Annotated in this window: 13 protein-coding genes; 4 read left to right on the forward strand and 9 right to left on the reverse strand. The window is 65.5% G+C overall.

Annotated elements, in window-relative coordinates; all coding sequences use genetic code 11:
• Window positions 1–25 precede the first annotated feature (25 nt).
• Window positions 26–403 carry a 50S ribosomal protein L7/L12 gene (rplL, locus tag V7E00_RS10530; protein WP_066720675.1) on the forward strand — a complete coding sequence of 126 codons (378 nt, stop codon included), beginning with the start codon at window positions 26–28 and terminating at the stop codon, window positions 401–403.
• 84 nt (window positions 404–487) lie between these two features.
• On the opposite strand, the gene V7E00_RS10535 is transcribed toward rplL, so the two are convergent.
• The 6 genes from V7E00_RS10535 to V7E00_RS10560 form a co-directional block, all read right to left on the reverse strand.
• Window positions 488–994 (reverse strand): hypothetical protein, encoded by a 507-nt coding sequence (locus V7E00_RS10535; RefSeq protein WP_333572613.1) that lies wholly within the window; start codon window positions 992–994, stop codon window positions 488–490.
• Window positions 995–1,660: 666 nt separating this feature from the next.
• Window positions 1,661–2,179 (reverse strand): hypothetical protein, encoded by a 519-nt coding sequence (locus tag V7E00_RS10540; protein ID WP_333572614.1) that lies wholly within the window; start codon window positions 2,177–2,179, stop codon window positions 1,661–1,663.
• Window positions 2,180–2,489: 310 nt separating this feature from the next.
• Window positions 2,490–4,397 (reverse strand): CocE/NonD family hydrolase, encoded by a 1,908-nt coding sequence (locus tag V7E00_RS10545; protein WP_333572615.1) that lies wholly within the window; start codon window positions 4,395–4,397, stop codon window positions 2,490–2,492.
• Between the two features lie 118 nt (window positions 4,398–4,515).
• The gene (locus V7E00_RS10550) at window positions 4,516–5,823 is read right to left on the reverse strand and encodes a hypothetical protein (protein ID WP_333572616.1); all 1,308 of its coding nucleotides are present in this window, start codon (window positions 5,821–5,823) and stop codon (window positions 4,516–4,518) included.
• Window positions 5,824–6,036: 213 nt separating this feature from the next.
• On the reverse strand, window positions 6,037–8,322 hold the full coding sequence (locus tag V7E00_RS10555; protein WP_333572617.1) for a TonB-dependent receptor: 2,286 nt from the start codon (window positions 8,320–8,322) through the stop codon (window positions 6,037–6,039).
• A gap of 99 nt (window positions 8,323–8,421) precedes the next feature.
• A complete protein-coding gene (locus tag V7E00_RS10560; RefSeq protein ID WP_333572618.1) occupies window positions 8,422–9,507 on the reverse strand; it encodes an acyltransferase family protein in 1,086 nt (361 codons plus the stop codon).
• Window positions 9,508–10,137: 630 nt separating this feature from the next.
• Here V7E00_RS10560 and rpoB point away from each other — a divergent pair.
• Window positions 10,138–14,292 (forward strand): DNA-directed RNA polymerase subunit beta, encoded by a 4,155-nt coding sequence (gene rpoB / locus V7E00_RS10565; protein WP_333572619.1) that lies wholly within the window; start codon window positions 10,138–10,140, stop codon window positions 14,290–14,292.
• A 112-nt stretch (window positions 14,293–14,404) separates the two neighbouring features.
• Complete coding sequence (rpoC, locus tag V7E00_RS10570) at window positions 14,405–18,688, forward strand: DNA-directed RNA polymerase subunit beta' (protein ID WP_333572620.1); 4,284 nt, start codon at window positions 14,405–14,407, stop codon at window positions 18,686–18,688.
• A 278-nt stretch (window positions 18,689–18,966) separates the two neighbouring features.
• On the opposite strand, the gene V7E00_RS10575 is transcribed toward rpoC, so the two are convergent.
• Window positions 18,967–20,037: a carbohydrate porin gene (locus V7E00_RS10575; RefSeq protein WP_333572621.1), complete on the reverse strand. Its 1,071-nt coding sequence runs from the start codon at window positions 20,035–20,037 to the stop codon at window positions 18,967–18,969.
• Window positions 20,038–20,397: 360 nt separating this feature from the next.
• Between V7E00_RS10575 and V7E00_RS10580 the strand changes: the two genes are divergently transcribed.
• A complete protein-coding gene (locus V7E00_RS10580; protein WP_443019209.1) occupies window positions 20,398–22,041 on the forward strand; it encodes a methyl-accepting chemotaxis protein in 1,644 nt (547 codons plus the stop codon).
• Here the strand turns inward: V7E00_RS10580 and V7E00_RS10585 are convergent.
• Window positions 22,038–22,652 (reverse strand): ATP-binding cassette domain-containing protein, encoded by a 615-nt coding sequence (locus V7E00_RS10585; RefSeq protein ID WP_333572623.1) that lies wholly within the window; start codon window positions 22,650–22,652, stop codon window positions 22,038–22,040. The genes V7E00_RS10580 and V7E00_RS10585 overlap by 4 nt on opposite strands.
• Complete coding sequence (modB, locus tag V7E00_RS10590; protein WP_333572624.1) at window positions 22,642–23,331, reverse strand: molybdate ABC transporter permease subunit; 690 nt, start codon at window positions 23,329–23,331, stop codon at window positions 22,642–22,644. Before modB ends, V7E00_RS10585 begins: the two co-directional genes overlap by 11 nt.
• Window positions 23,332–23,338: the final 7 nt, after the last annotated feature.

Raw genomic sequence — 23,338 nt, forward strand, 5'->3', positions numbered from 1 at the left:
AACTTTGAACTGACTGGAGTTTATCATGGCTGACCTTAACGCAATCGTCGACCAGCTTTCCGCCCTGACCGTTCTCGAGGCCGCCGAGCTCTCGAAGCTGCTCGAAGAGAAGTGGGGCGTTTCGGCCGCCGCTGCCGTCGCCGTTGCCGGCCCGGCCGCTGGTGGCGCCGCTGCCCCGGCTGCTGAAGAGCAGACCGAGTTCGACGTGATCCTCACCGGCGACGGTGGCAAGAAGATCAACGTCATCAAGGAAGTCCGCGCCATCACCAGCCTGGGCCTCACCGAAGCAAAGGCGCTGGTCGAAGGCGCTCCGAAGCCGGTCAAGGAAGGCGTGTCCAAGGACGAGGCCGAGAAGATCAAGAAGCAGCTGGAAGAAGCTGGCGCGACCGTCGAGGTCAAGTAAGCACTTTCCAGCCCGTTTCAAGGCTTGGATACAGAAAGGAGGCGGCCCGGCGACGGGTCGCCTCTTTTCATTCACGCTGGGGACCTATGTGACCTGAGGCGTGTAGGCGATGGCGGAGAGCGCCCTCGGTGTCGGCCGGTCGAGCCAAATCGGTCCAGGCCTGGCGCCCTGCCCCGCAGCTCCCAGCAGAAAATCCGCGCCGTACCGATGGACGCTCAAGCCGCCGCGCCAGCGCAGGTCGCAGAGCAGCATCCCGACGAACATCGGCCGCCCGCCCAGCGCAATCACGTGTAGTTGGTCGCGCCGCAGGGTGAGGCGCACCGGAATACGCGCCCGCCCGGCGGGCATCAGCGCTATCGGATCTGCCGAAAGCTGCGGCGGGGGACCCGCGTGGAACGCCGCGCGCTGAAGGTCCTGGTCCGGGCTCGCACTGATGAGCGCAAGCGCAACGCGGAGACCCTCCGCCGGCCCTGGCTGAACGTTGACCACTTCGACTTCCAGATCGAACGCCACGATATCTTCGTACATGGCAAGGGCAGCGGTGGCGACGTGAACCTGGAACGGCGCCGCCGCGGCACCAGGCGGCAACACGGCAGGGACTGGTGTTACGGGGGCAGGAACGTTCTCGCCTTCAGAATTTGCCGCTTCGGCCAGCGCTGGCACCCGCGCCCGCCGCCGCCAGCTGACAGTGAAGAGAGCAGCAGCGCCCAATGTAGCGAGGACGAGCCACGCCCAAGACCCGAGAGGCGCTGAGGGCGGCACTGGCGCTCGACGCGGCGGCCGGGGCGCCGGCGGCGAAGTGGCAATCACCGGCGCCAGCGCAGGCGATTGCTCCGCCGAAGGGGTTATGGCGCGACCCACAGTCGGCGCGTCTGTCGGCAAAGGGCGAGGTGCCGGAGAGAGCGTCGGGCGGGGTCTGGGTCGAGGCGCAGCAACCGGGACGATCACCGGCTGCACGATTGCGCCGGCATCAGGCGTGGCAACGGGCGCGGTGGTGGGCGTTGCGGTAGGCGTTGCGGGAAGTCGGAAGCGCTCGGGCAGGACGCCCGGGATGGCTTGCGGCGTTGCATCGGCCGACGGCCGCTCTTGTGCGTGCACAGGCGAGAAGATCGCTCCAAGAACGATCCCCGCCAACGCTGTTCCATGCCTGCCCGGTCTCACGCCCCGAAATTGAGCGGCCATAGGTGAACGGAAGCTGCATCGGCGGCTGCCGCCAGTCCGCGTGCGGCGATCCGTTCGGCGTCGACGGTCAGCCGCTCAGTTCTTGCCGCCGCTGCGTGCTGCTTCGGCGCGGATGCGCTGCGAGCGAGCCCGCTCCACACGCTCGATCCGCTCACGCTCGATCCGCTCGCGCTCTTCGCGGTCGAGCTCTTCGCGCTCACGGTCTTCCCGCGCCATGCGCTCGGCGATGCGCAGGCGGATAGCTTGCAACTCAGGCGAAACGTCGTCGACACCCGCCTGCTTGCGCAGCTTGTTCTGGCGCCCCACTGCTTCCTCGGCAGCGATACGATCGGACCAGTGACGCACCGGTGCCGGAATGTTCTTGCGCTGCTGCAGCCGCAGCCAGGCCCGGCGGTACATCCGGAACATCTTCCCTGCGTGCAGGCCGGTCAGCAGCGCCGCCATGACCGCGAGCCCGATGTAAATCCCGCTATGCGGCTGCGGTGCGCGCATCACCAGCAGCACCATCAGGTAGCTGAGAAGCGTCATCAGTACGCAATAGGCGCCGAATTCCAGCGCAGTCATCAAATAGTGACGAACGGTTTCGGACTTCATGAACGCAACCCCCAGCGGCGGGCCCTGACACGTGCCCCGCAGGGCCGCCCTTTGGCACTGCATCATGAAGCAACCGCGTTAACGAATCCTAACCGGGGGTGAAACGAGCTGCGCAATCGGCGGAAGACCAGTGGGCCCCGCTTCCTTTTCCTTTTGCCATGCCTTTGCATCATAGGAGCAGGCGGCGGTCCGCTCCCGACTGACGTCCGCCATATATGCCGGGCTCGATGGGAAGAGCGCCCCTTTCCTGATCGGCATCGATCCCCGGAGGCAACGCCCGCCCTCCCCATGGGGAAGGCGGGCGTCACCTTCAGCGCCCCCGCGCCTGGCTCTGGTCCACCGGCACCACCGGCAGCAGCACCGAACTCGACTGTTCGCCGCCGTAGAGGATCGTCACCGTCGCCTTCTGATAATCCCCGGGCTTGGCGAAGAAGATGTTCTCCACATATTTCTGCGGGTTGCGATCGTAGACCGGGAACAGGGTCGACTGGATCTGCACCATGATGCGGTGTCCGGGCAGGAAGGTGTGGTTCACCACCGGCAGACGGAACTTGTATTCCTGCACCTTGCCCGCCGGAATCGGCGTGGGATGCTCGAACGAGTTGCGATAGCGCCCGCGAAAGATGTCCATCGAGATCGGGAGCTGGAAGCCGCCCATCTCCTTGCTGGTGGCAATCTCGTCCGGATAGACGTCGATCACCTTGACGACGAAGTCGCCATCGGTGCCGGTCGTCTTGGCGAAGATGTCCGCCAGCGGCGTGCCCGAAAGGCGCATTGGCGCGGTCAGCACCGGCGTCGCATAGGTCAGCACGTCCTGCCGCCCGTCGACGAAGCGCTGGTCGGTGACGAGATAGGTGCCCCAGCGGCCGTCGTTGAAATTGATCGGCCGCGGCAGATAGGGAACCGGCTTGGCGGGATCGGAGACATAGCTGTCCTCCCCTGCCCCCGGCTTGTCGAAGCCTGCACCCTCGCCCGCGCCGAGATAGAGCGGCGTCAACTCTCCGGTGAGCGGCCACTTGTTCAGGAAGTCCCAGTGGTTCTCCCCGGTGTTGTAGATGCTCGCGACCGGCGGGGTATAAGCAGGAGAGCCATCCTTCAGATGCGCGTTGAAGAAGGGCAGCAGGATGTCGCGGCGGGCCTGGAGGGCGGTGTCGCCCTCGAAGTTCAGCTCGCCGAGCTTCGATCCGTTATAGTTGAAGCCCGAGTGCCGCCATGGGCCCATCAACAGGAAGTTGTTGGTGGCCTGCGGGGTCTTCTGCAGCTCCTCCCAGGCGTGGATCGCGCCGTACATGTCCTCATGGTCCCACAGCCCCTGCTCCCACAGCGTAGGAACGTTGGACGGATTTGCGGCGAGGATCTTGTCCAACGCCTGGCCCTGCCAGAAGGCGTCGTAGGAAACGTGCTGGCTCAGCTTCTGCCAGAAGGGCAGCTGGTCATACCCATATTGCTTGGCCCAGTCGCCGGCCGAGCCGACCTTGCGGAACGTTTCATAATCGTCCCAGCCGCCATTGGGCGGCGTCGGGCCACCAGCCTTGTAGCCGGTGATGCCGGAAATCCAGCCGATGTTCGGCAGGCGGAAGGCGCCGTGGTGGAACCAGTCGTCACCCATCCAGCCGTCGATCATGGGGCTTTCGGGCGCGGCGACCTTCAGCGCCGGGTGCGGATGCAGCAGCGCCATCACCACGGTCCATCCTTCATAGGACGAGCCGAGCATGCCGACCTTGCCGTTCGATTCCGGCAAGTTCTTCACCAGCCAGTCGATCGTGTCGTACGCATCGGTGGTGTCGTCGATCTTGGTGGGGTTGAGCGGGCCCACCGGTGGCCGGGTGACGACGAAATCGCCCTCCGAACGGTACTTGCCTCGGATGTCCTGGAACACGCGAATATAGCCGGCCTGGGTGAACACCTCGTCGCCCTGCGCCAGCACCGAAAGCATCTTGTTGCTGTCCGTACGGCGGACGCGGTTGTAGGCGTCATAGGGCGTGCGGGTGAGCAGGATCGGTGCGTTCCGGGCGCCCTTGGGGATTACGATCGTGGTGAACAGCTTGGTGCCGTCCCGCATCGGCACCATCACCTCGCGGCGAATGTAATCCTTCGATCCTTCCGGCAGAACGAACTTGGCCGGGATGTCGTTGAAAGGCTGGGCCTGCTGCGCAGTAGCGGCCGGGATCAGCGCGGTCGTCGCCAGCGCGGCGAGGACGAAGGTACGAAGCTGCATATTGTCTCCCCAGAGAACCGAAGCCTGGGGTGATAGTATTACATTTCCCCCATGGGAAGCAGGAGGCGTGAAAAGGCCCGCGTCCCCTGGGAACGCGGGCCGTTGAAGAGGAAGCCGGTCAGGCGTGCGCGGGCGTACCGAGCAGTTCCGCCTCGAGGTCCTCGACAAGATGCGGCCGCGTGGCACCGATCGGACCCAGTCCGTCGGCGGCCGGTGCAGCACGGCCGATGCGGAAAGCGGCACTGGTGCGGCCTTCGCGACCGTCCGGCAGGCGGTAGCGCGCTTCGGCCACGACAACCGGGTTGAACGTGCGGCCCAGCTCGCCCTTCGGCACGGCCAAGTGGGCATCGACACGGGCACCGTCACCGGCGTCGATCGTCACGGGGGGAACGTCGGCGGCCGGACCATGGCGGGTGAGCAGCTGCTCCATCTCGCTCGGCGCAGCATCGGCGAGCAGGAAGGTAGAGATGCGGACGTCGCGGGCGGCCGTGTCGCCGGAATTGCCGACCGTCAGCTCGATATCCACCAGCGCTTCTTCCTCGCTGGTACCGGCGCGCACGGGGCGCAGCCCCAGCTCCAGCCACGGACGGTTGGCGACGGGCGCAGCCGCATCCACGACATGCTCGAGCACCGCGTCGTCTGGCTCGGCAAGCTTGGCCTCGACATGCGCTTCTGCAACCGGCTCGGTAATCGCCTGGGGCGCAGCGGCCGGCGCCATCACCGGCGCGGCAGCGACAGCCGCAAGACCAATGTCACTGCGCGGCGGCACCGGCTGCGGGGCCGGCCGGTGGGCAACAGGCTCGGCCGTGGTCGCGGTCTCGCGCACCAGCACGTCGTCCTTCGGGCGGCTACGGCGGAGCAGAACCGTTGCAGCGACCGCCGCCAGGATCACGGCAAGACCCCCGAGGATCCAGGGAAGCAGCGGGGTAGACCGCGTTTCTTCAGTCGTGGTCTGCGTTGTCTGCGTGACCTGATCAGCGGGCGCCGCGGGCTGTTGGGCGGGTTCGGCGGCCTGGGGCGGCGCTACGGGCGCGGGTGATGCTGCCCTTTCCTGTGCGGGCGCCGCCGGGGGCGGGACAGCCGCGGCCTGGCGTGGCTGGGCGGCAGCCCGAGCCTCGGGGCGCGGCGCATTGCGCCCTGCGCGCGCCGCGCGCTGAGGCTCGGCATCGGCGGTCGACGGCGCCTGATTGGCGCTGCCGGCCATTTGTTGCTCAAGCGACGGAACGGCCTGCACGACCGGCGCGGCCGGTGCCATGCGGACTTGCGGCGCAGGCGCGGCGGCCTGCGGTGGCTGCGCCTGAACGGCTGGAGGCGGCGTGACGCTTTGCTGCGGCACCGCCTCCTGAGCGAAGGCAGGGGTGGCAAGGAACGCGGCACTGATCAACAGTGCGGCGCGGGGGCGAAGCGGGGTCTGACACTGTTTCATGACGAGGGTTCAACGGATGGAACTCTCGAAACGCCCCCACTACCTGCGGCGAACCGTGCTGCGCTCCGGGTGACGCGATGCATTCACCCGTCATTCAGGCACGGTTCTTGCCGGGCGCTGCGCGAAATACACCCAGCAACCCGTTGAAAAGAAAGGGCTCGCCACCTCCTGTGCGGCAAGCCCTCCCCTGTTCTCATCAGCGCGAGATACTGATCAGAAGCGGCCGGTCAGCTGCACCCCATAGAAGCGCGGCTCGGCCGGAATGTAGGTGGGATCGTTGAACCCGCCGCCGGTGTTGCCGGCATCGAGCAGATAGCGCTCGTTCGTCGCGTTGCGCACATAGCCCGCAATCTCGTAGCGGCCTTCCGCGAAGCTCAGGCCGGCCTTCACGTTGACCAGCGTGACCTTGTCCTGCGAGATCGCTTCCTTGTTCGGGATCTCGAAGAAGATCTTGCTGCGATAGGTCACGCTCGGCGTCGCGAAGACGCGCATGCCATTGCCCACCGGAGCATCGACGGTGAAGCCCGCCGCCCACTGGAGCCGCGGCTGCAGGCGGAAGCGGTTGTTGGCATAAATGCCGTTCGACTTGGTATTGTCGATACCGCCATCGATGAAACCGGCGTTGCCGAACACCGTCAGCCAGCTGGTGGGACGCAGTTGCCCTTCCGCCTCGAAGCCGAGATTGCTGGCGCTGCCAGCGCTCTCGGTGACGCTCGAACCAACAGGGCGGCCCGACGGATCGTTGGCGTCGGTAACGGTGCGGCTGATCTGAAAGTTGTCGTACTTCTGGTAATAGACACCCAGCGAGCCCGAGAACATGCCCTGAGCGAGCTTCACGCCGCCTTCATAGTTCCACACGGTCTCTTCCGGAATGACAGAGGTGGAGGTGGCCCCCTGGTTCACGGTCGGCGAGCGGCGCCCCTTCGAGACCGTTGCATAGAGGTTGATCGCGTTGTTCAGGCGATACAGCACATTGAAGCGCGGCAGGAAGGCCTGGAAGCTGTCCTCGCTCCACAGCGTGCCCTTGGTGGTGGTCTGGCCCGGGATCAGCGGTGCGCCGCTGAGCACCGACTTCGGCGCAACCGAGACATAGCCCGACTTGCGCTGCTCGATCAGAGCGCGGACCCCCGCAGTCAATTCCAGCTGATGGCTGGGAGTCCAAGTAACTTCACCGAACATCGAATACTGGTCGTTGATGCCCTTGTTGGTGAAGATCGAGCTGTAGGGAATCTGCGTAGCCGCCCCCTTTGTGAGCATCGACGTAGCCTGCGCCGCCGTAACAACGCCGGCGGGCGAGATGCAGGCCAGCCCAGGAACCGCGCCAGCAGCGCACTGAAGATAGATGCCCTCTTCGGTCGAGAACGGCACTTCCTGCCGGTTGTTCTCGTGAAACACGTTCCAGCCGAAGCTGGTGCGGACGTGATCACCGACATAAGCGAAGCGCGACTCATGGCTGAGTTGCGAGCCATAGGCACCTTCCGCAAATTCCAGCCACCAGGCCGCCGAGCCGTCCGCATCGAACACCTCGAGCGAATCGAACGAGCGGTAGCCGTTCACCGTGGTGAAGCTCCAACCATCGCCGAGATCGTACCGCGCCGTGAGGTTGACGTCATAGACGTCGCGGGTCAGGCCCAGCTTGTCCTTGCCGAGCACCTGCTTGGAAAAGGGCGAGCCGGAAAGATTGGCGGCGCCGAACGGGTTGCCCGGGCCCTGCGAGGTAGCGAACCGCTTCGAGATGAACGGCGTGCCGCTGTTGCGCTGGCGGTCATAGGTGCCGATCAGGTCCACGGTCAGCGCCGCGGTGGGCGTGTAGCGCACGGAGGCGCGCAGCCCCAGCTGGTTCTGCGCATAGAGATCGTCCTGCGTCGGCGACAGGTTCTGGACGTAGCCGTCGCGCTTCTTGAACTCGCCGGCGACGCGCGCGGCGATCACGTCGTTGCCGACGTTCAGGTGCCCGCCCAGCAGATAGGCGTTGTAGTTGCCATAGCCGGCGGTGAGCTCGCCCGAAACGCCCGGCTGGGGCCGCGCCGAAATGATGCTGACTGCGCCGATCGTAGAGGCGGTGCCGAACAGCGTCGCCTGCGGCCCCTTCACCACTTCGATCCGGTCGACGTCGTAGATCGCCTGATAGGCACCGCGCGAGCGCGAGATATCGACGCCGTTATAGTAGAGCGTGACGCGCGCTGCCTGCTGGGCAGAGCCGCTGTCCGAGGTGATGCCGCGGATCACGATGCCCGGATTGTTGGCGCTCTGCTCCTGGATGTTGAGGCCGGGCACGTAGTTGGAAAGCTCGTCGAGGTCGTCGACGCCGATCCGCTTCATCTGCTCCTGCGTCACCGCGGTGATGGTGATCGGCACGTCGCGCAGCTTCTGCTCGAACTTCTGCGCCGTGACGATGATGTCGCCCGGTGCGGCTTCCTGCGCCGCTTCCTGCGCATGCGCCGCCGTCGCCGAAACTGTGGCGAGCAAAGCAACAACGAGACCCGATTTCTTGTTCATGGTTTCCCTCCCTTATTTGGAAGGGCGGCGGTGGCTGGGAATTGTTAAACTATCGCTGCACCGCCGAGACAGTTCGATTGCCGTCGAGAAATCGCCGACTCACCCGAGCCTAAAGCGGCGGAACTGCGGAAGCCGCAGGTTGTTGCGGAGTGCCTGCGCCGGCTTTTCCACCAGCTCCCACGAAAGCGCTGCGACCGGCAGCACGAAGAGGAAGGTAGCCAGTCCTAGCACATGCCCCTCTACGCGGGGGAAGCTAATCAGAATCACGTCCATCACGGGAAAGCTGTAAATGTAGGTGCCAAAGGAAAGGTCCGAGATCTTCGCTGACGGCTTGACCAGCACGCGGGAATGAAAGCCCAGGCAAAGAATCCAGTACAGAATAGCGATGCTGCGGACCAGATCGCCAACCATGGCGTTCCGCGTGACGAACACCAGGCCGAACAACGCCAGAGCCCCTGCCCAGGAGAGCGGAATGCGATGGCGCATCGCGTAGGCCAAGGCGCCCAGCATGAACGAGGTCCACAGCCGCCCGACCTGCTCCGGATAATAGAGGTGGCCGTGAAGGAGCGCGTCCAGCCGAGCATGTACCGGCGGATATGCGAAGAGCAGAGCGTAGACTATCGTCAACGGGATCACAAACCTGTAGAAGGCCCGGCTGCGCAGCAGTCCCAGCTTGGACAAGAGCGCAATCCCAAAATAGCAGCGGATTTCCCACGGGATCGTCCAGAGCGAACCGTTCACCGTACAGAGTACCGCACCGCCGCAATATACGCCAGTCAACGTATAGTTGTTGATGAGCACAAGGTTGGAAAAGATGAACCGCAGGGTCTCTGTACCCACAAGATATTGCGGAAGCGGCACCGTAGAGAACGGGATGAACAGGATCGTGACGACGAGGGTCATCACGGCGATCCCGGGCCAAATGCGCAAGAACCGCGCCAGCGCGAAGCTGCTGATCGAGGGCTTCCGTTCAAGGCTGCGGTACATCAGGAAACCCGAAAGCGCGAAGAAGCCGTTCACCGCCATCCAGGAGATCGGTCGCCCGAACAGCGCGATCGTTTCGTCCGTTGCATGCGTCGCCTCCAGCGAGTGCGAGTAGATAACCGACGCAGCGAGCAATATTCGCACCAGCGTCAGCGAGTTGCGATCTGCCCGCAACAGATCATCGGTGACAAACGAGAACATGCTTCCCCCCAGAAACAACGAGCTATTTGCAAGCCTCCAGCCCTTGCGCGTGCCCTCGCAGCAAGAACGCCTCAACAACTGCAGGCTAGCCCCACATCATGCCGCGCACGTGAGCCGCTGATCACGATTCTGTACGCCAAATCAGCCACTTCACAGAAGTCGCTCGCAACCCTCATGATTCACGGCCGACAAGTCCCGCCCGCTCGGGACTTGGCAGCTTCCGTCTCTTACGGCGATCGCGCCGACGATTCGGTTCTTGCAAGCGTAAACACCAGATCGTTCACTAGGCAACATATGTTACCGATTTTTTATTTGGATGGAGGACCCGACTTCGCAAAGGATGCTCTTGACTCACCTAGGGACAGCACTGCTCGCGATGCACCGTCCTCCCGCGCACAACCTTTGACATCCCCCGCCCCAGCCCCTATATCCCCGCTCTGGTCGTCCGATCGGGACATGGCACGCCGTCGCGCAGTGTGTCGTACGAATGGATCGGAACGGCTTGTCAGACGCCCCTAGAGCTGCCGAATCCCGAACATCGGGGCTCGCGCGGCCTTTCGGCGTCGATTTGCACGTCCTGGCTCCCGGACAGGGGCACCGAGTTTACGGCTGACGAGGCAACACACACCTATGGCTACCAAGGCAATCGAGGGCGGCACGCTGAAGCGCCGCATCCGCAAGGTGTTCGGCGACATCCACGAAGTGGTGCAGATGCCGAACCTGATCGAGGTTCAGCGCGAATCCTACGAACAGTTCCTGCGGTCGGACCCCTCGATCGGCTATGTGTCCGGCCTCGAGAAGACGCTCCGCAGCGTGTTCCCGATCCGCGACTTCGCCGGCACCGCCGAGCTCGACTTCGTGACCTACGAGCTCGAGGATCCGAAGTTCGACGTCGACGAGTGCCGCCAGCGCGGCATCACCTATGCGGCGCCGATGCGCGTTACCCTCCGCCTCATCGTGTTCGAGGTCGATCCCGATACGGAAGCACGGTCGGTGCTCGATATCAAGGAGCAGGACGTGTACATGGGCGACATGCCGCTCATGACCGAGAACGGCACGTTCTTCATCAACGGCACCGAGCGCGTCATCGTCAGCCAGATGCACCGTTCGCCGGGCGTGCTGTTCGATCACGATCGCGGCAAGACTCACGCTTCGGGCAAGTATCTCTTCGCCGCGCGCGTGATCCCGTATCGCGGTTCGTGGCTGGACTTCGAGTTCGACGCCAAGGACATCGTCAACGTCCGTATCGACCGCAAGCGCAAGCTGCCGGTCACCAGCCTGCTGTATGCGCTGGGGCTGACCTCGGAAGAGATCCTCAACTATTTCTACAACCGCGTCACCTTCCTGCGCGGTCCGAACGGCTGGCAGATCCCCTTCCAGGTGGAAAACTGGCGCGGTTCGAAGCCGATGTTCGACATCGTCGACGCCAAGTCTGGCGAGATCGTGTTCCCGGCCGGCCAGAAGATCAGCCCGCGCGCTGCCAACAAGGCAGCGAAGGACGGTCTTGAGACGCTGCTGATCCCGACCGAGGAAATCTTCGGCCGCTACAGCGCCTATGACCTGATCAACGAGGCGACCGGCGAAATCTACATCGAAGCCGGCGACGAAGTCTCGGCCGAGAACCTGGAGAAGCTCGACAAGGCCGGTATCGACCGGATCGAGCTGCTCGACATCGATCACATCGCCACGGGTCCGTGGATCCGCAACACGCTCAAGGTCGACAAGGCCGAAGAGCGCCAGCAGGCCCTGTCCGACATCTACCGCGTCATGCGCCCCGGCGAGCCGCCGACGCTCGAGACTGCGGAATCCCTGTTCGCGGGCCTGTTCTTCGATCCGGAGCGCTACGATCTCTCGGCCGTCGGCCGCGTGAAGCTCAACATGCGCCTGGGCCTCGACACCCCGGACACCGTCACGACGCTGCGCACCGAGGACATTCTCGAGGTCGTCAAGACCCTCGTGAACCTCAAGGACGGCAAGGGCGAAGTCGACGACATCGACAATCTCGGCAACCGCCGCGTCCGCTCGGTGGGCGAGCTGCTTGAGAACCAGTACCGCGTCGGTCTGCTCCGCATGGAGCGCGCCGTGAAGGAGCGCATGTCGTCGGTCGACGTGTCGACGGTGATGCCGAACGACCTGATCAACGCCAAGCCCGCGGTCGCCGCGGTGCGTGAGTTCTTCGGTTCGTCGCAGCTGTCGCAATTCATGGACCAGACCAACCCGCTCTCCGAAGTGACGCACAAGCGTCGCGTCTCGGCGCTCGGGCCGGGCGGTCTCACCCGTGAGCGCGCAGGCTTCGAAGTCCGCGACGTTCACCCGACCCACTATGGCCGTATCTGCCCGATCGAAACGCCGGAAGGCCCGAACATCGGTCTGATCAACAGCCTCGCGACCTTCAGCCGCGTCAACAAGTACGGCTTCATCGAGACGCCGTATCGCAAGATCATCGACGGCAAGGTGACCAACGAGGTCGTCTACCTGTCGGCGATGGAAGAGCAGAAGCACACGATCGCGCAGGCATCCGCCGAGCTCGACGAGACCGGCGGCTTTGTCGACGATCTCGTCTCGGCCCGCCAGGCCGGCGAATTCCTGATGGCGCTCCGCGATCAGGTGACGCTGATGGACGTGTCGCCGAAGCAGCTCGTCTCGGTCGCCGCTTCGCTGATCCCGTTCCTCGAGAAGGACGACGCGAACCGCGCGCTGATGGGCTCGAACATGCAGCGCCAGGCGGTGCCGCTGGTGAAGGCGGAAGCGCCCTTCGTCGGCACCGGCATGGAAGCGACCGTTGCCCGGGATTCCGGCGCCGCGATCGCCGCCAAGCGCTCGGGCGTGGTCGACCAGGTCGATGCGACCCGTATCGTGGTCCGTGCGACGGGTGACGTCGATGCCAGCGAGAGCGGCGTCGACATCTACACGCTGATGAAGTTCCAGCGCTCGAACCAGTCGACCTGCATCAACCAGCGTCCGCTGGTGAAGGTGGGCGACATCGTGCAGGCCGGCGACGTGATCGCCGACGGCCCGTCGACCGAGTTCGGCGAGCTGGCGCTGGGCCGCAACGTGCTCGTCGCGTTCATGCCGTGGAACGGCTACAACTACGAGGACTCGATCCTGATCAACGAGCGCATCGTGAAGGACGACGTGTTCACGTCGATCCATATCGATGAGTTCGAAGTGATGGCGCGCGACACCAAGCTCGGGCCGGAAGACATCACCCGCGACATCCCGAACGTCGGCGAGGAAGCCCTGCGCAACCTCGACGAAGCGGGCATCGTGTATGTCGGCGCGGAAGTGGAGCCGGGCGACATCCTGGTCGGCAAGATCACCCCGAAGGGCGAAAGCCCGATGACGCCGGAAGAAAAGCTCCTCCGCGCCATCTTCGGCGAAAAGGCCAGCGACGTGCGCGACACCTCGCTGCGTCTGCCCCCGGGCGTGGCCGGCACGATCGTCGACGTCCGCGTGTTCAACCGTCACGGCATCGACAAGGACGAGCGTGCCCTGGCGATCGAGCGCGAGGAAATCGAGCGCCTGCGCAAGGACGCCGACGACGAACGCAACATTCTCAACCGCGCGACCTGGTCGCGTCTGCGCGAGATGCTGCTGGGTCAGGTGGCAACCGCCGCGCCGAAGGGCCTGAAGAAGGGCGTCACGATCGACGAGGACCTGCTCGACAGCGTCGACCGCCACGAGTGGTGGAAGTTCGCGGTGCAGGACGATGCCATGCAGGGCAACCTGGAAGCGGTGAAGGGCCAGTATGACGAGGCCGTGAAGCGCATCAAGGACAAGTTCGAGGACCGCCGCGAGAAGCTGGAGCGCGGCGACGAGCTGCCGCCGGGCGTGCTGAAGATGGTCAAGGTGTTCGTCGCGGTGAAGCGCAAGCTGCAGCCGGGCGACAAGATGGCCGGCCGCCACGGCAACAAGGGCATCATCTCCCGCATTCTGCCGCAGGAAGACATGCCGTTCCTCGAGGACGGCACCCCGGTCGACTTCGTGCTCAACCCGCTGGGCGTGCCGTCGCGCATGAACGTCGGGCAGATCTTCGAGACCCATCTGGGCTGGGCCGCACGCGGCCTGGGCCGGAAGATCGGCGATGCGCTCGATGCCTGGCGTGCAGCCAACCCGAACCCGCAGGCCGGCGAAGCGCCGGAAGCGGTGAAGGAGCTGCTCGGCACCGTCTACGGCGACAACTACAAGGCCGAGCTGGACCGCCGCTCGACCGAACAGCTGGTGGACCTGGCGCAGAACGTCCGTTCGGGCGTGCCGATGGCCACCCCGGTGTTCGACGGCGCGGTGGAAGCCGACGTCTCGGCGATGCTCCGCATGGCGGGCCTCGACGAGTCCGGTCAGGTGACGCTGTTCGACGGCCGCACGGGCGAGGCGTTCGACCGCAAGGTGACGGTGGGGTACAAGTATGTGCTCAAGCTGCACCACCTGGTCGACGACAAGATCCACGCGCGTTCGATCGGGCCGTACAGCCTCGTCACCCAGCAGCCGCTGGGCGGTAAGGCGCAGTTCGGTGGCCAGCGCTTCGGTGAAATGGAAGTGTGGGCGCTGCAGGCTTATGGTGCGGCGTACACGCTCCAGGAAATGCTGACGGTGAAGTCGGACGACGTGGTCGGCCGCACCAAGGTCTACGAAGCGATCGTCAAGGGCGACGACACCTTCGAGGCCGGCATCCCGGAGAGCTTCAACGTGCTCGTCAAGGAAATGCGCTCGCTGGGCCTCAACGTCGAGTTGAAGAATGCCGAACTCGGCTTCGACGACGACGGCGTGCAGATCGCAGCGGAGTAAGGAACCGGCGCCCCTCTCGCCTTCGGGGGAGGGGGCCGCCAGCCGCCTGCCGACGACAAGATATCCCCTCCCCTAGCCCCTCCCGTCCGCGGGAGGGCGATGGAGTGAAGAAATGAACGAACTGACGAACTTCGCGAACCCGCTCGCCAAGCCGGAAACCTTCGACCAGATCCAGATCGGGATCGCGTCGCCGGACCGTATCCGCAGCTGGTCGTTCGGCGAGATCAAGAAGCCCGAGACGATCAACTACCGCACGTTCAAGCCCGAGCGTGACGGCCTGTTCTGCGCGCGCATCTTTGGTCCGATCAAGGATTACGAGTGCCTGTGCGGCAAGTACAAGCGCATGAAGTACAAGGGCATCGTCTGCGAAAAGTGCGGCGTGGAAGTGACCGTGTCGAAGGTCCGCCGCGAGCGCATGGGCCATATCGAACTGGCCGCGCCGGTTGCCCACATCTGGTTCCTGAAGTCGCTGCCGAGCCGCATCGGCCTGCTGCTCGACATGCAGCTCAAGCAGCTCGAGCGCGTGCTGTACTTCGAGAGCTACATCGTCACCGAGCCGGGCCTCACCCCGCTCGAGAAGTTCCAGCTCCTCACCGAGGATGAACTGCTCGACGCGCAGGATGAGTACGGCGAGGACGCCTTCTCCGCCGGCATCGGCGCGGAAGCGGTCAAGATCATGCTCATGGATCTCGACCTCGAGGGCGAGCGCAAGGAGCTTTTGGAAGAGCTGGCGACGACCAAGTCGGAGCTGAAGCCCAAGAAGATCATCAAGCGTCTCAAGGTCGTCGAGAGCTTCATCGACTCCGGCAACCGCCCGGAATGGATGATCCTGGACGTCGTGCCGGTCATCCCGCCCGAGCTGCGCCCGCTGGTGCCGCTGGACGGCGGCCGCTTCGCGACCTCGGATCTGAACGATCTGTACCGCCGCGTGATCAACCGTAACAACCGCCTCAAGCGCCTCATGGAGCTGCGCGCGCCGGACATCATCGTCCGCAACGAAAAGCGCATGCTGCAGGAAGCCGTCGACGCGCTGTTCGACAACGGCCGCCGCGGCCGCACCATCACTGGTGCGAACAAGCGTCCGCTCAAGTCGCTGTCCGACATGCTCAAGGGCAAGCAGGGCCGCTTCCGTCAGAACCTGCTCGGCAAGCGCGTCGACTATTCGGGCCGTTCGGTCATCGTGACCGGTCCGGAACTCAAGCTGCACCAGTGCGGCCTGCCGAAGAAGATGGCGCTCGAGCTGTTCAAGCCGTTCATCTACGCCCGTCTTGACGCCAAGGGTCTGTCCATGACCCTGAAGCAGGCGAAGAAGTGGGTGGAGAAGGAGCGCAAGGAAGTCTGGGACATCCTGGACGAAGTGATCCGCGAGCACCCGGTGCTGCTGAACCGCGCGCCGACGCTCCACCGTCTGGGCATCCAGGCGTTCGAGCCGGTGCTGATCGAAGGCAAGGCGATCCAGCTCCACCCGCTGGTCTGCTCGGCGTTCAACGCCGACTTCGACGGTGACCAGATGGCCGTCCACGTTCCGCTGAGCCTCGAGGCGCAGCTGGAAGCGCGCGTCCTGATGATGTCGACCAACAACATCCTGTCCCCCGCCAACGGCAAGCCGATCATCGTGCCGTCGCAGGACATGGTGCTGGGTCTCTATTACATCACCATGGAGAAGGAAGGCGAGCCGGGCGAAGGCATGCTGCTCGCCGACATGGCGGAGGTCCACCAGGCTCTCAACGCCGGCGCGGTGACGCTGCACTCGAAGATCACCAGCCGCGTGCCGCAAACCGACGAGAACGGCCAGACCTACCTCAAGCGCTACCAGACCACGCCGGGCCGCATGCTGCTGGGCGAGTGCCTGCCGCACAGCCACAAGGTGCCGTTCGACGTCGTCAATCGCCTGCTCACCAAGAAGGACGTGGGCGACGTGATCGACGAGGTCTATCGTCACACCGGCCAGAAGGAGACCGTGCTGTTCGCCGACGCGATCATGTCGCTGGGCTTCCGCCACGCGTTCAAGGCCGGCATCTCGTTCGGCAAGGACGACATGATCATTCCGGACGCCAAGGTCGGTCTGGTCGACGAGACCAAGGCGCTGGTGAAGGACTTCGAGCAGCAGTATCAGGACGGCCTGATCACGCAGCAGGAGAAGTACAACAAGGTGATCGACGCCTGGAGCCGTTGCGGTGACCAGGTGGCCGCGGCGATGATGGACGAGATCAAGGCGGTCAAGAAGGACCCCGAGACCGGCCGTCAGATGCCCGACAACGCCATCTACATCATGGCGCACTCCGGTGCCCGTGGTTCGGCGGCGCAGATCAAGCAGCTGGCCGGCATGCGCGGCCTGATGGCCAAGCCGTCGGGCGAGATCATCGAAACGCCGATCATCTCGAACTTCAAGGAAGGTCTGACCGTCCTTGAGTACTTCAACTCGACCCACGGCGCTCGTAAGGGCCTCGCGGACACCGCGTTGAAGACGGCGAACTCGGGTTACCTCACCCGCCGTCTGGTCGACGTGTCGCAGGATTGCGTCGTTCTCGAGGACGATTGCGGTACCGAGCGCGCGCTGGAGATGAAGGCGATCGTGCAGGGCGGTTCGGTGATCGCCTCGCTCGGCGAGCGCATCCTGGGCCGCACCACGGCCGAGGACATCGTCGATCCGAAGACCAACGCGGTGGTGATCCCGATCGGCACCCTGCTCGACGAGCCGATGATCGCGCAGATCGAGGCGCTCAGCACCCCGGCGGTGAAGATCCGTTCGCCGCTGGTCTGCGAAGCCAAGCTCGGCGTGTGCGCCAAGTGCTACGGGCGTGACCTCGCCCGCGGTACCCCGGTGAACATCGGCGAAGCGGTCGGCGTCATCGCGGCGCAGTCGATCGGCGAGCCGGGCACGCAGCTGACCATGCGTACCTTCCACATCGGCGGTGCGGCGCAGCTCAACGAGCAGTCGAACCTCGAAGCCCCCGTGGACGGCAAGGCCGAGTTCCGCGACCTGCGCCTGATCGAGGATCAGCGCGGCCGTCGCGTGGTTCTCAGCCGCTCGGGCGAAATCGCGATCATGGACATGGATGGCCGCGAGCTGGCCGTGCACAAGATCCCGTACGGCGCCTATGTGATGTTCGACGACGGCCATCTGGTCAGCGCCGGCGATCGCATGGCCGAGTGGGATCCGTTCACTATGCCGGTGATCACCGAAACCGGTGGTGTCGTGAAGTATCAGGACATCATCGAAGGCAAGACCATGACGGAGCAGGTCGACGAAGCGACGGGCATCGCCCAGCGCGTCGTCACCGAGTTCCGCGGTGCGGGCAAGAAGGAGGACCTGCGTCCTCGCATGACCCTCACCGGCGAGAATGCCGCCGAAGCCGCCCGCTACATGCTGGCGCCGGGCGCGGTGATCTCGGTCGAGGATGGTGCCACGGTGCAGGGCGGTGACGTTCTGGCCCGTGTGGCGCGTGAGTCCGCCAAGACCCGCGACATCACCGGTGGTCTGCCGCGCGTCGCCGAGCTGTTCGAAGCGCGCAAGCCCAAGGAAAATGCCATCATCGCGAAGGTCTCGGGCCGCGTGGTGTTCGGCAAGGACTACAAGGCCAAGCGCAAGATCGGCATCCAGCCGGAGGACGGCGGCGAGGTCGTGGAGTATCTGGTCCCGAAGTCGAAGGTGATCGACGTTCAGGAAGGCGACTACGTCAAGCGTGGCGACAACCTGATCGGCGGTTCGCCGGATCCGCACGACATTCTGGAAGTGCTCGGCATCGAACCGCTGGCCGAATATCTGGTCAGCGAAATCCAGGAAGTGTATCGACTGCAGGGCGTGAAGATCAACGACAAGCACATCGAGGTGATCGTTCGCCAGATGCTGCAGAAGGTCGAGATCACCGACGGCGGCGACACCACGCTGCTGGCGGGCGAACAGGTCGATCGCGACGAGATGGACGAGCATAACGAGAAGCTCCAGCCGGGCCAGCAGCCCGCGATGGGCAAGCCGATCCTGCTCGGCATCACCAAGGCGTCGCTGCAGACCCGCAGCTTCATCTCGGCCGCGTCGTTCCAGGAGACCACCCGCGTGCTCACCGAAGCCGCGGTGCAGGGCAAGAAGGACACGCTGCTTGGCCTGAAGGAGAATGTGATCGTCGGCCGCCTGATCCCCGCCGGTACCGGTGCGGGCATGGGTCGCCTGCGCGTCGCGGCCACCTCGCGCGATGCGGCGCTGCGCGTCGCCCAGCGCAAGATGCAGGAAGCCTCGCTCATCGCTCCGGCGAGCGCGGCGGAAGAGCGTGCGGCCGAACAGGCCCGCAGCCCGCGCGATGCGGCCGGCACCGGGGATGATCCCCTGGCGTCGGTGGCCCCCTCGGGCCACGGCACCGATGCGGATGCAGGCGAGTATCTGAACGAGGCGGAGTGATCCGTCCCGTTCGGGGGCTTGCCGCCTGACCGAGCGTGACATGAACAAAGCCGCCGTCCGGGATGCCGGGCGGCGGCTTTTTCAATGCCCTGCCCGCGCGGCGGGAAAGGTTCGCAGTCGATCAACCGCCTGCCCGTGCACCTCGGCGCGCAGTCGCCAAACAGCGTTACAGTAACGGGGAAACCTGCGGCGTCGCGGCACGGCAGTGCACGCCCACGCCTGAGGCCTCCCTGCCACCATTCCCGCCCGAGGCGGCGTGACAGGCCCGCGGCGACGGATCAGAAGGCGACCGTCGTCCGCAGTGTCCCCACCACCACCCCGCGCGCCTTTTCCAAGCCGGCGCGGTCGGTGACGAACTGGAGGTCTGGCTGGATGGTCAGCCATTTGGCGAGCCGATCCGAATAGGTCAGCTCGAAACTGGTCTCGGCACGCGATGGTCGCGCGCCCTCATCGAGCAGCATTGCCCGATAGCCGGGCGTCGTCACGCCGCGGCTCATGCCGAAGGAGAGCTGCGAATCCGGGCGCTCGGCGAAAAGCCGCGCAACCAGGAATCCGGCCTGCCAGCCGCCCTGGAACGGGGTGGTCGACCCGCCGGACATGCCGGCCCGGCCAAACGCCGTCAGCGATCGCCTGCCCTCCCCGCCGGCCAGCTCCAGCTCGGCGATCACATAGCCGCCATGGTCGACCCGGCGAATGGGTGCGCCGCTGCCATCGACTTCGGTATAGTCGTTGTGTCGCTTGCTGTAGCGCCAATAGCCGCCGGCCAGCTTGAACCCGGGACGCTCCACGCCGGCCTCTCCGATCAGCAGCACGCCGTCGCGGAAGCTGAAGTCGACGCCGTGCGGATCGCCCAGGCATCCGGCTGATCCGTTCAATACTGCCGCGCGGATATAGCCGAGATGATCGAAGCGATGCTCCACGCGCACCGTGAGAGCGGTGGACGGATAGATCGAGGGACCGTTGGGGCCCGAGGCCGCCAGTTCGGAGCCCGCGCCGAACGACGGCGAGATCAGCAACCCCGCCGATCCGTTGACATAGAATTCGCTGTTGAGGTCGTAGAGGCCGGCGCGCACCGTAGTGTGCAGGCTGATGCGCTGCTCCACCCAGGCCTCGAACAGCCGGAGATGGTGGCTCGCGACTTCGATGTTGTCGACGCCCTGGAGCGTGCCCGCCGCATCGTTGGGGCGCCCCCCCATCGTGCTCATTACATCGACATGGGCAGTAGCGCCTTGCCAGCCGACCAGCCGGGCCAGATCGGCATCGGCGGTCAGATCGGTAAAGTCGAGCACATAGACGCGGTCGCGGTCGCCACCGCGCAGAATGCTGGTAACGTCAATCGTTTCAACCAAGTTGACGTCGACATCCCTCTGGGCAAATACGTAGGTTGGCGATGCACAACCAAGTACAAGGGCGAACAGAAACCGCTTCATTGCCAAGCATCCCACCACCCCTCGACCTGTGTTTTAGGATGAACGACTCTACTTCGTGAAATATAGTCTATAATTTTGCTGGAGAGGGCGCATCGCATTGCGGATACGTCACGAGCATGGAGCCACCTCGTGCAGTCAATCGCGTATTCAACTCGGAAGCTAACGACCGCAATTATCCTGCTTTTCTTGCTGTGCGGCGGAACGGGCATCGTCTCGTCCTGGCTGCTGAGCGCGGCGCTCGACCGGCAGGCGATCGCATCCGCGCTCCTGCGCAACCACATGGAAGCGGACATGATGCACGACGCGGTCCGCAGCGACGTGCTCGCCGCTCTCGCGTCGCGGGAGCCGGGCATTGGCATCAAGCTGGAGGACGCGCGCAAGGATCTGGACGAGCATCTCGCAACGCTGCGCAAGCGCATTGCCGAGGACGTTGCATTCAAGGGCGACACCGCGATCGAAGCGTCCGCGGCGAAGGTGCGCGGCCCGATGGGCTCCTATGCGGATGCAGCGCAGAAGATCGCCGATGCGGCGGCGGCCAACCCCGCTGCGGCCAAGCAGCAGCTGCCGGCGTTCTTCCAGCAATTCTCGGCGCTCGAACAGTCGATGGCCGCCGCGTCCGACGCGATCGAGGATTATTCCGATTCCACCGCCCGCGCCGGCACCGTGCTGGGCTGGATCACCACGGCGCTGCTCGTCGCGGCGCTCGCGGCCGCCATTGGCGGGGCACTCTATGCGGCGCGCATGGCATATCGCCGGCTTGTCCACCCGCTCATCACCCTGTCCGCGACGGTGGAGCGGCTGACGACCGAGCCCGGCACCGCCTTGCCCGAAACCGATCGGCAAGACGAACTGGGCACCCTTGCGCGCGCCATCGCGGCCTTCAGCGGGCAGGTCGAAGCCGCCAATGCCGAAAAGCAGGCGATGACCGAACTGATCGTCGACACGGTCGGGTCCGGCCTGCAGAATCTGGCGAACGGCGACCTCACCGCGCATATCGACGCGGCCCTGACCGGGCCGTTCTCGCGGCTGAAGCACGACTTCAACACCGCTGCCGAAAGCCTGCGCGGCCTGATCGGGACGGTCCACAGCGGCGCCGGTTCGCTGCGGCGGGCGTCGACCGAAATCACGGCGGCGGCCGAGGACCTCGCCCGCCGCACCGAATCCAACGCCGCCAGCCTCGAGACGACCACCGCCGAGGTGAGCCAGATCGACGAGCGGCTCAAGACGTCCGTTCGCGCGGCGACCGAAACCGTGGGCCGCGCGGACCAAACCATCGAGGCGGTCAGCTCCGGCCGCTCGCGTGTCAGCAATGCAGTCACTGCAATGAGCCGCGTGTCGGACAGTGCCAAGGGCATCGACGCGGTGATCGAAGGGCTGGACAAGATCGCGTTCCAGACGCGGGTTCTTGCCATGAACGCCGCCGTCGAGGCCGGCCGGGCGGGAGAAGCGGGGCGCGGCTTCGCCGTGGTCGCCGATCTCGTTTCCGCACTGGCGATGCGCGCGGAGGAGGAAGCAGGGCGTGCCCGCGACCAGCTGACCGTCACCCAGGTGGAAATCGGCACCGCCGTGGCTGCCGTGGAGGATGTCGACGGCGCGTTCACCTCCATCTCCGAAAACGCCCAGTCGGTGCACAGGCTGCTCGGCCAGGTCGCGGCCGACAATCGGGTGCAGTCGGACTCGATCTCCCGCCTCAGCGAGACGATCCGGGTGATGGACAACTCCACGCAGCAGAATGCCGCGATGGTGGAGGAGACGTCGGCCGCGGCGCGCAATCTGATGGCAGAGATCAGCCAGCTGGTGGAACAGGCCGGCCGCTTCCGCATCGACCAGGGCGCCGCCGCTTCCGCACCGCCGACACCGCGAAAGTCCTACGCGCTGCCGATGGCCGCCGCTGCGACTGTGGACGAAGGGGAATGGGTCTAGTCGCCGAAGGCGACGATCCGGTCGCCCAGCCGCTCCGCCTCGTCGCGATCATGGGTGACGAGCAGGATCGGCAGGCCGATGCCGTCGCGCAGCCGCTCGAGCAGTGCGAGAATCTCCTCGCGGCGCGGGCGGTCCAGCGACGCCAGCGGCTCGTCGAGCAGCAGGAAGTCCGGCCCGGTCAGCAGCGCCCGGCCGATCGCCACGCGCTTGGCCTCCCCGCCTGAAAGCGTGCGCGGCCAGCGATCGAGGAGGTGGGCGATGCCGAGCAGCGCAATCACCCCGTCCACGTCCACCGCCGCCTCCCGCCGCCAGCCATAGAGCAGGTTCGCGCGCGCCCGCAGATGGGGGAACAGCCGCGGTTCCTGGAAGACATAGCCCGCCCGGCGCGCCTCCGGCCTGAGGTCGAGCCCGGCATCGGCATCGAACAAGGTGCGCCCGCCCACGCGGATATGCCCCGCATCCGGCCGCAGCAGCCCCGCCACCATGTTGAGCACGCTGCTCTTGCCCGCGCCCGAGGGGCCGAACAGCACGGTCACGCCGGCGCCGGGCGCAATGCGGCAGGCGATCTCGGTCTCGCCCAACCGGCGTCGCACGTCGATGTCAAAGGACATGGGTGCCCCGCCCCGTCCGCCGGGCGACCAGCTCCGATGCCAGCAGCGCGAGAAAGGCGAGCCCGATCGACACCGCCGCCAGCCGCAGCACCTGCCCCTCGCCGCCCGGCACCTGCAGCGCCGAATAGATGGCAAGGGGCAGGGTCTGCGTTTCGCCCGGCACGTTGGACACGAAGGAGATGGTGGCGCCGAACTCGCCCAGCGCGCGGGCGAAGCCCAGGACCAGCCCCGCCAGCACGCCGGGCAGCGCCAGCGGCAGGGTGACGGTGGCGAAGGTGCGCACCGGCCCGGCCCCGAGGCTGCGCGCCGCCTGCTCCAGTCTCTGGTCGACCGCCTCGAGCGAAAGCCGGATCGCGCGGACCATCAGCGGCAGCGCCATCACTCCGGCGGCGATCGCGGCCCCCGTCCAGCGGAACAGCACCGACGCGCCGCAACACCGCTCGAGCAGGCTGCCGATCGGCCCGGAGGGTGCGAAGGCAAGCAGCAGCATCCAGCCGGTCACCACCGGCGGCACCACCAGCGGCAGATGTACCAGCGCGTCGAGCAGGAGCTTGCCCGGGAAGCGCACCCGGGCGAGCAGCCAGGCGAGCGCGAACGCCACCGGCAGCACGGCCAGCACCGCCACCCCGCCCACTTTCAGCGAGAGGAGAACGATGCCCCACTCCTCGGTGCTCAGCATCCGGCCA

The organism is Sphingomonas sp. (genome assembly GCF_036731925.1).
Classification (GTDB): domain Bacteria; phylum Pseudomonadota; class Alphaproteobacteria; order Sphingomonadales; family Sphingomonadaceae; genus Sphingomonas.

Coding starts and splice junctions, on each gene's coding strand:
- V7E00_RS10585 (WP_333572623.1), bottom strand. CDS start 22,652: ATGTCCTTTGACATCGACGTGCGACGCCGGTTGGGCGAGACCGAGATC.
- V7E00_RS10555 (WP_333572617.1), bottom strand. CDS start 8,322: ATGAACAAGAAATCGGGTCTCGTTGTTGCTTTGCTCGCCACAGTTTCG.
- V7E00_RS10545 (WP_333572615.1), bottom strand. CDS start 4,397: ATGCAGCTTCGTACCTTCGTCCTCGCCGCGCTGGCGACGACCGCGCTG.
- V7E00_RS10580 (WP_443019209.1), top strand. CDS start 20,398: ATGGAAGCGGACATGATGCACGACGCGGTCCGCAGCGACGTGCTCGCC.
- rplL (WP_066720675.1), top strand. CDS start 26: ATGGCTGACCTTAACGCAATCGTCGACCAGCTTTCCGCCCTGACCGTT.
- rpoB (WP_333572619.1), top strand. CDS start 10,138: ATGGCTACCAAGGCAATCGAGGGCGGCACGCTGAAGCGCCGCATCCGC.
- V7E00_RS10560 (WP_333572618.1), bottom strand. CDS start 9,507: ATGTTCTCGTTTGTCACCGATGATCTGTTGCGGGCAGATCGCAACTCG.
- modB (WP_333572624.1), bottom strand. CDS start 23,331: ATGCTGAGCACCGAGGAGTGGGGCATCGTTCTCCTCTCGCTGAAAGTG.
- V7E00_RS10540 (WP_333572614.1), bottom strand. CDS start 2,179: ATGAAGTCCGAAACCGTTCGTCACTATTTGATGACTGCGCTGGAATTC.
- rpoC (WP_333572620.1), top strand. CDS start 14,405: ATGAACGAACTGACGAACTTCGCGAACCCGCTCGCCAAGCCGGAAACC.
- V7E00_RS10550 (WP_333572616.1), bottom strand. CDS start 5,823: ATGAAACAGTGTCAGACCCCGCTTCGCCCCCGCGCCGCACTGTTGATC.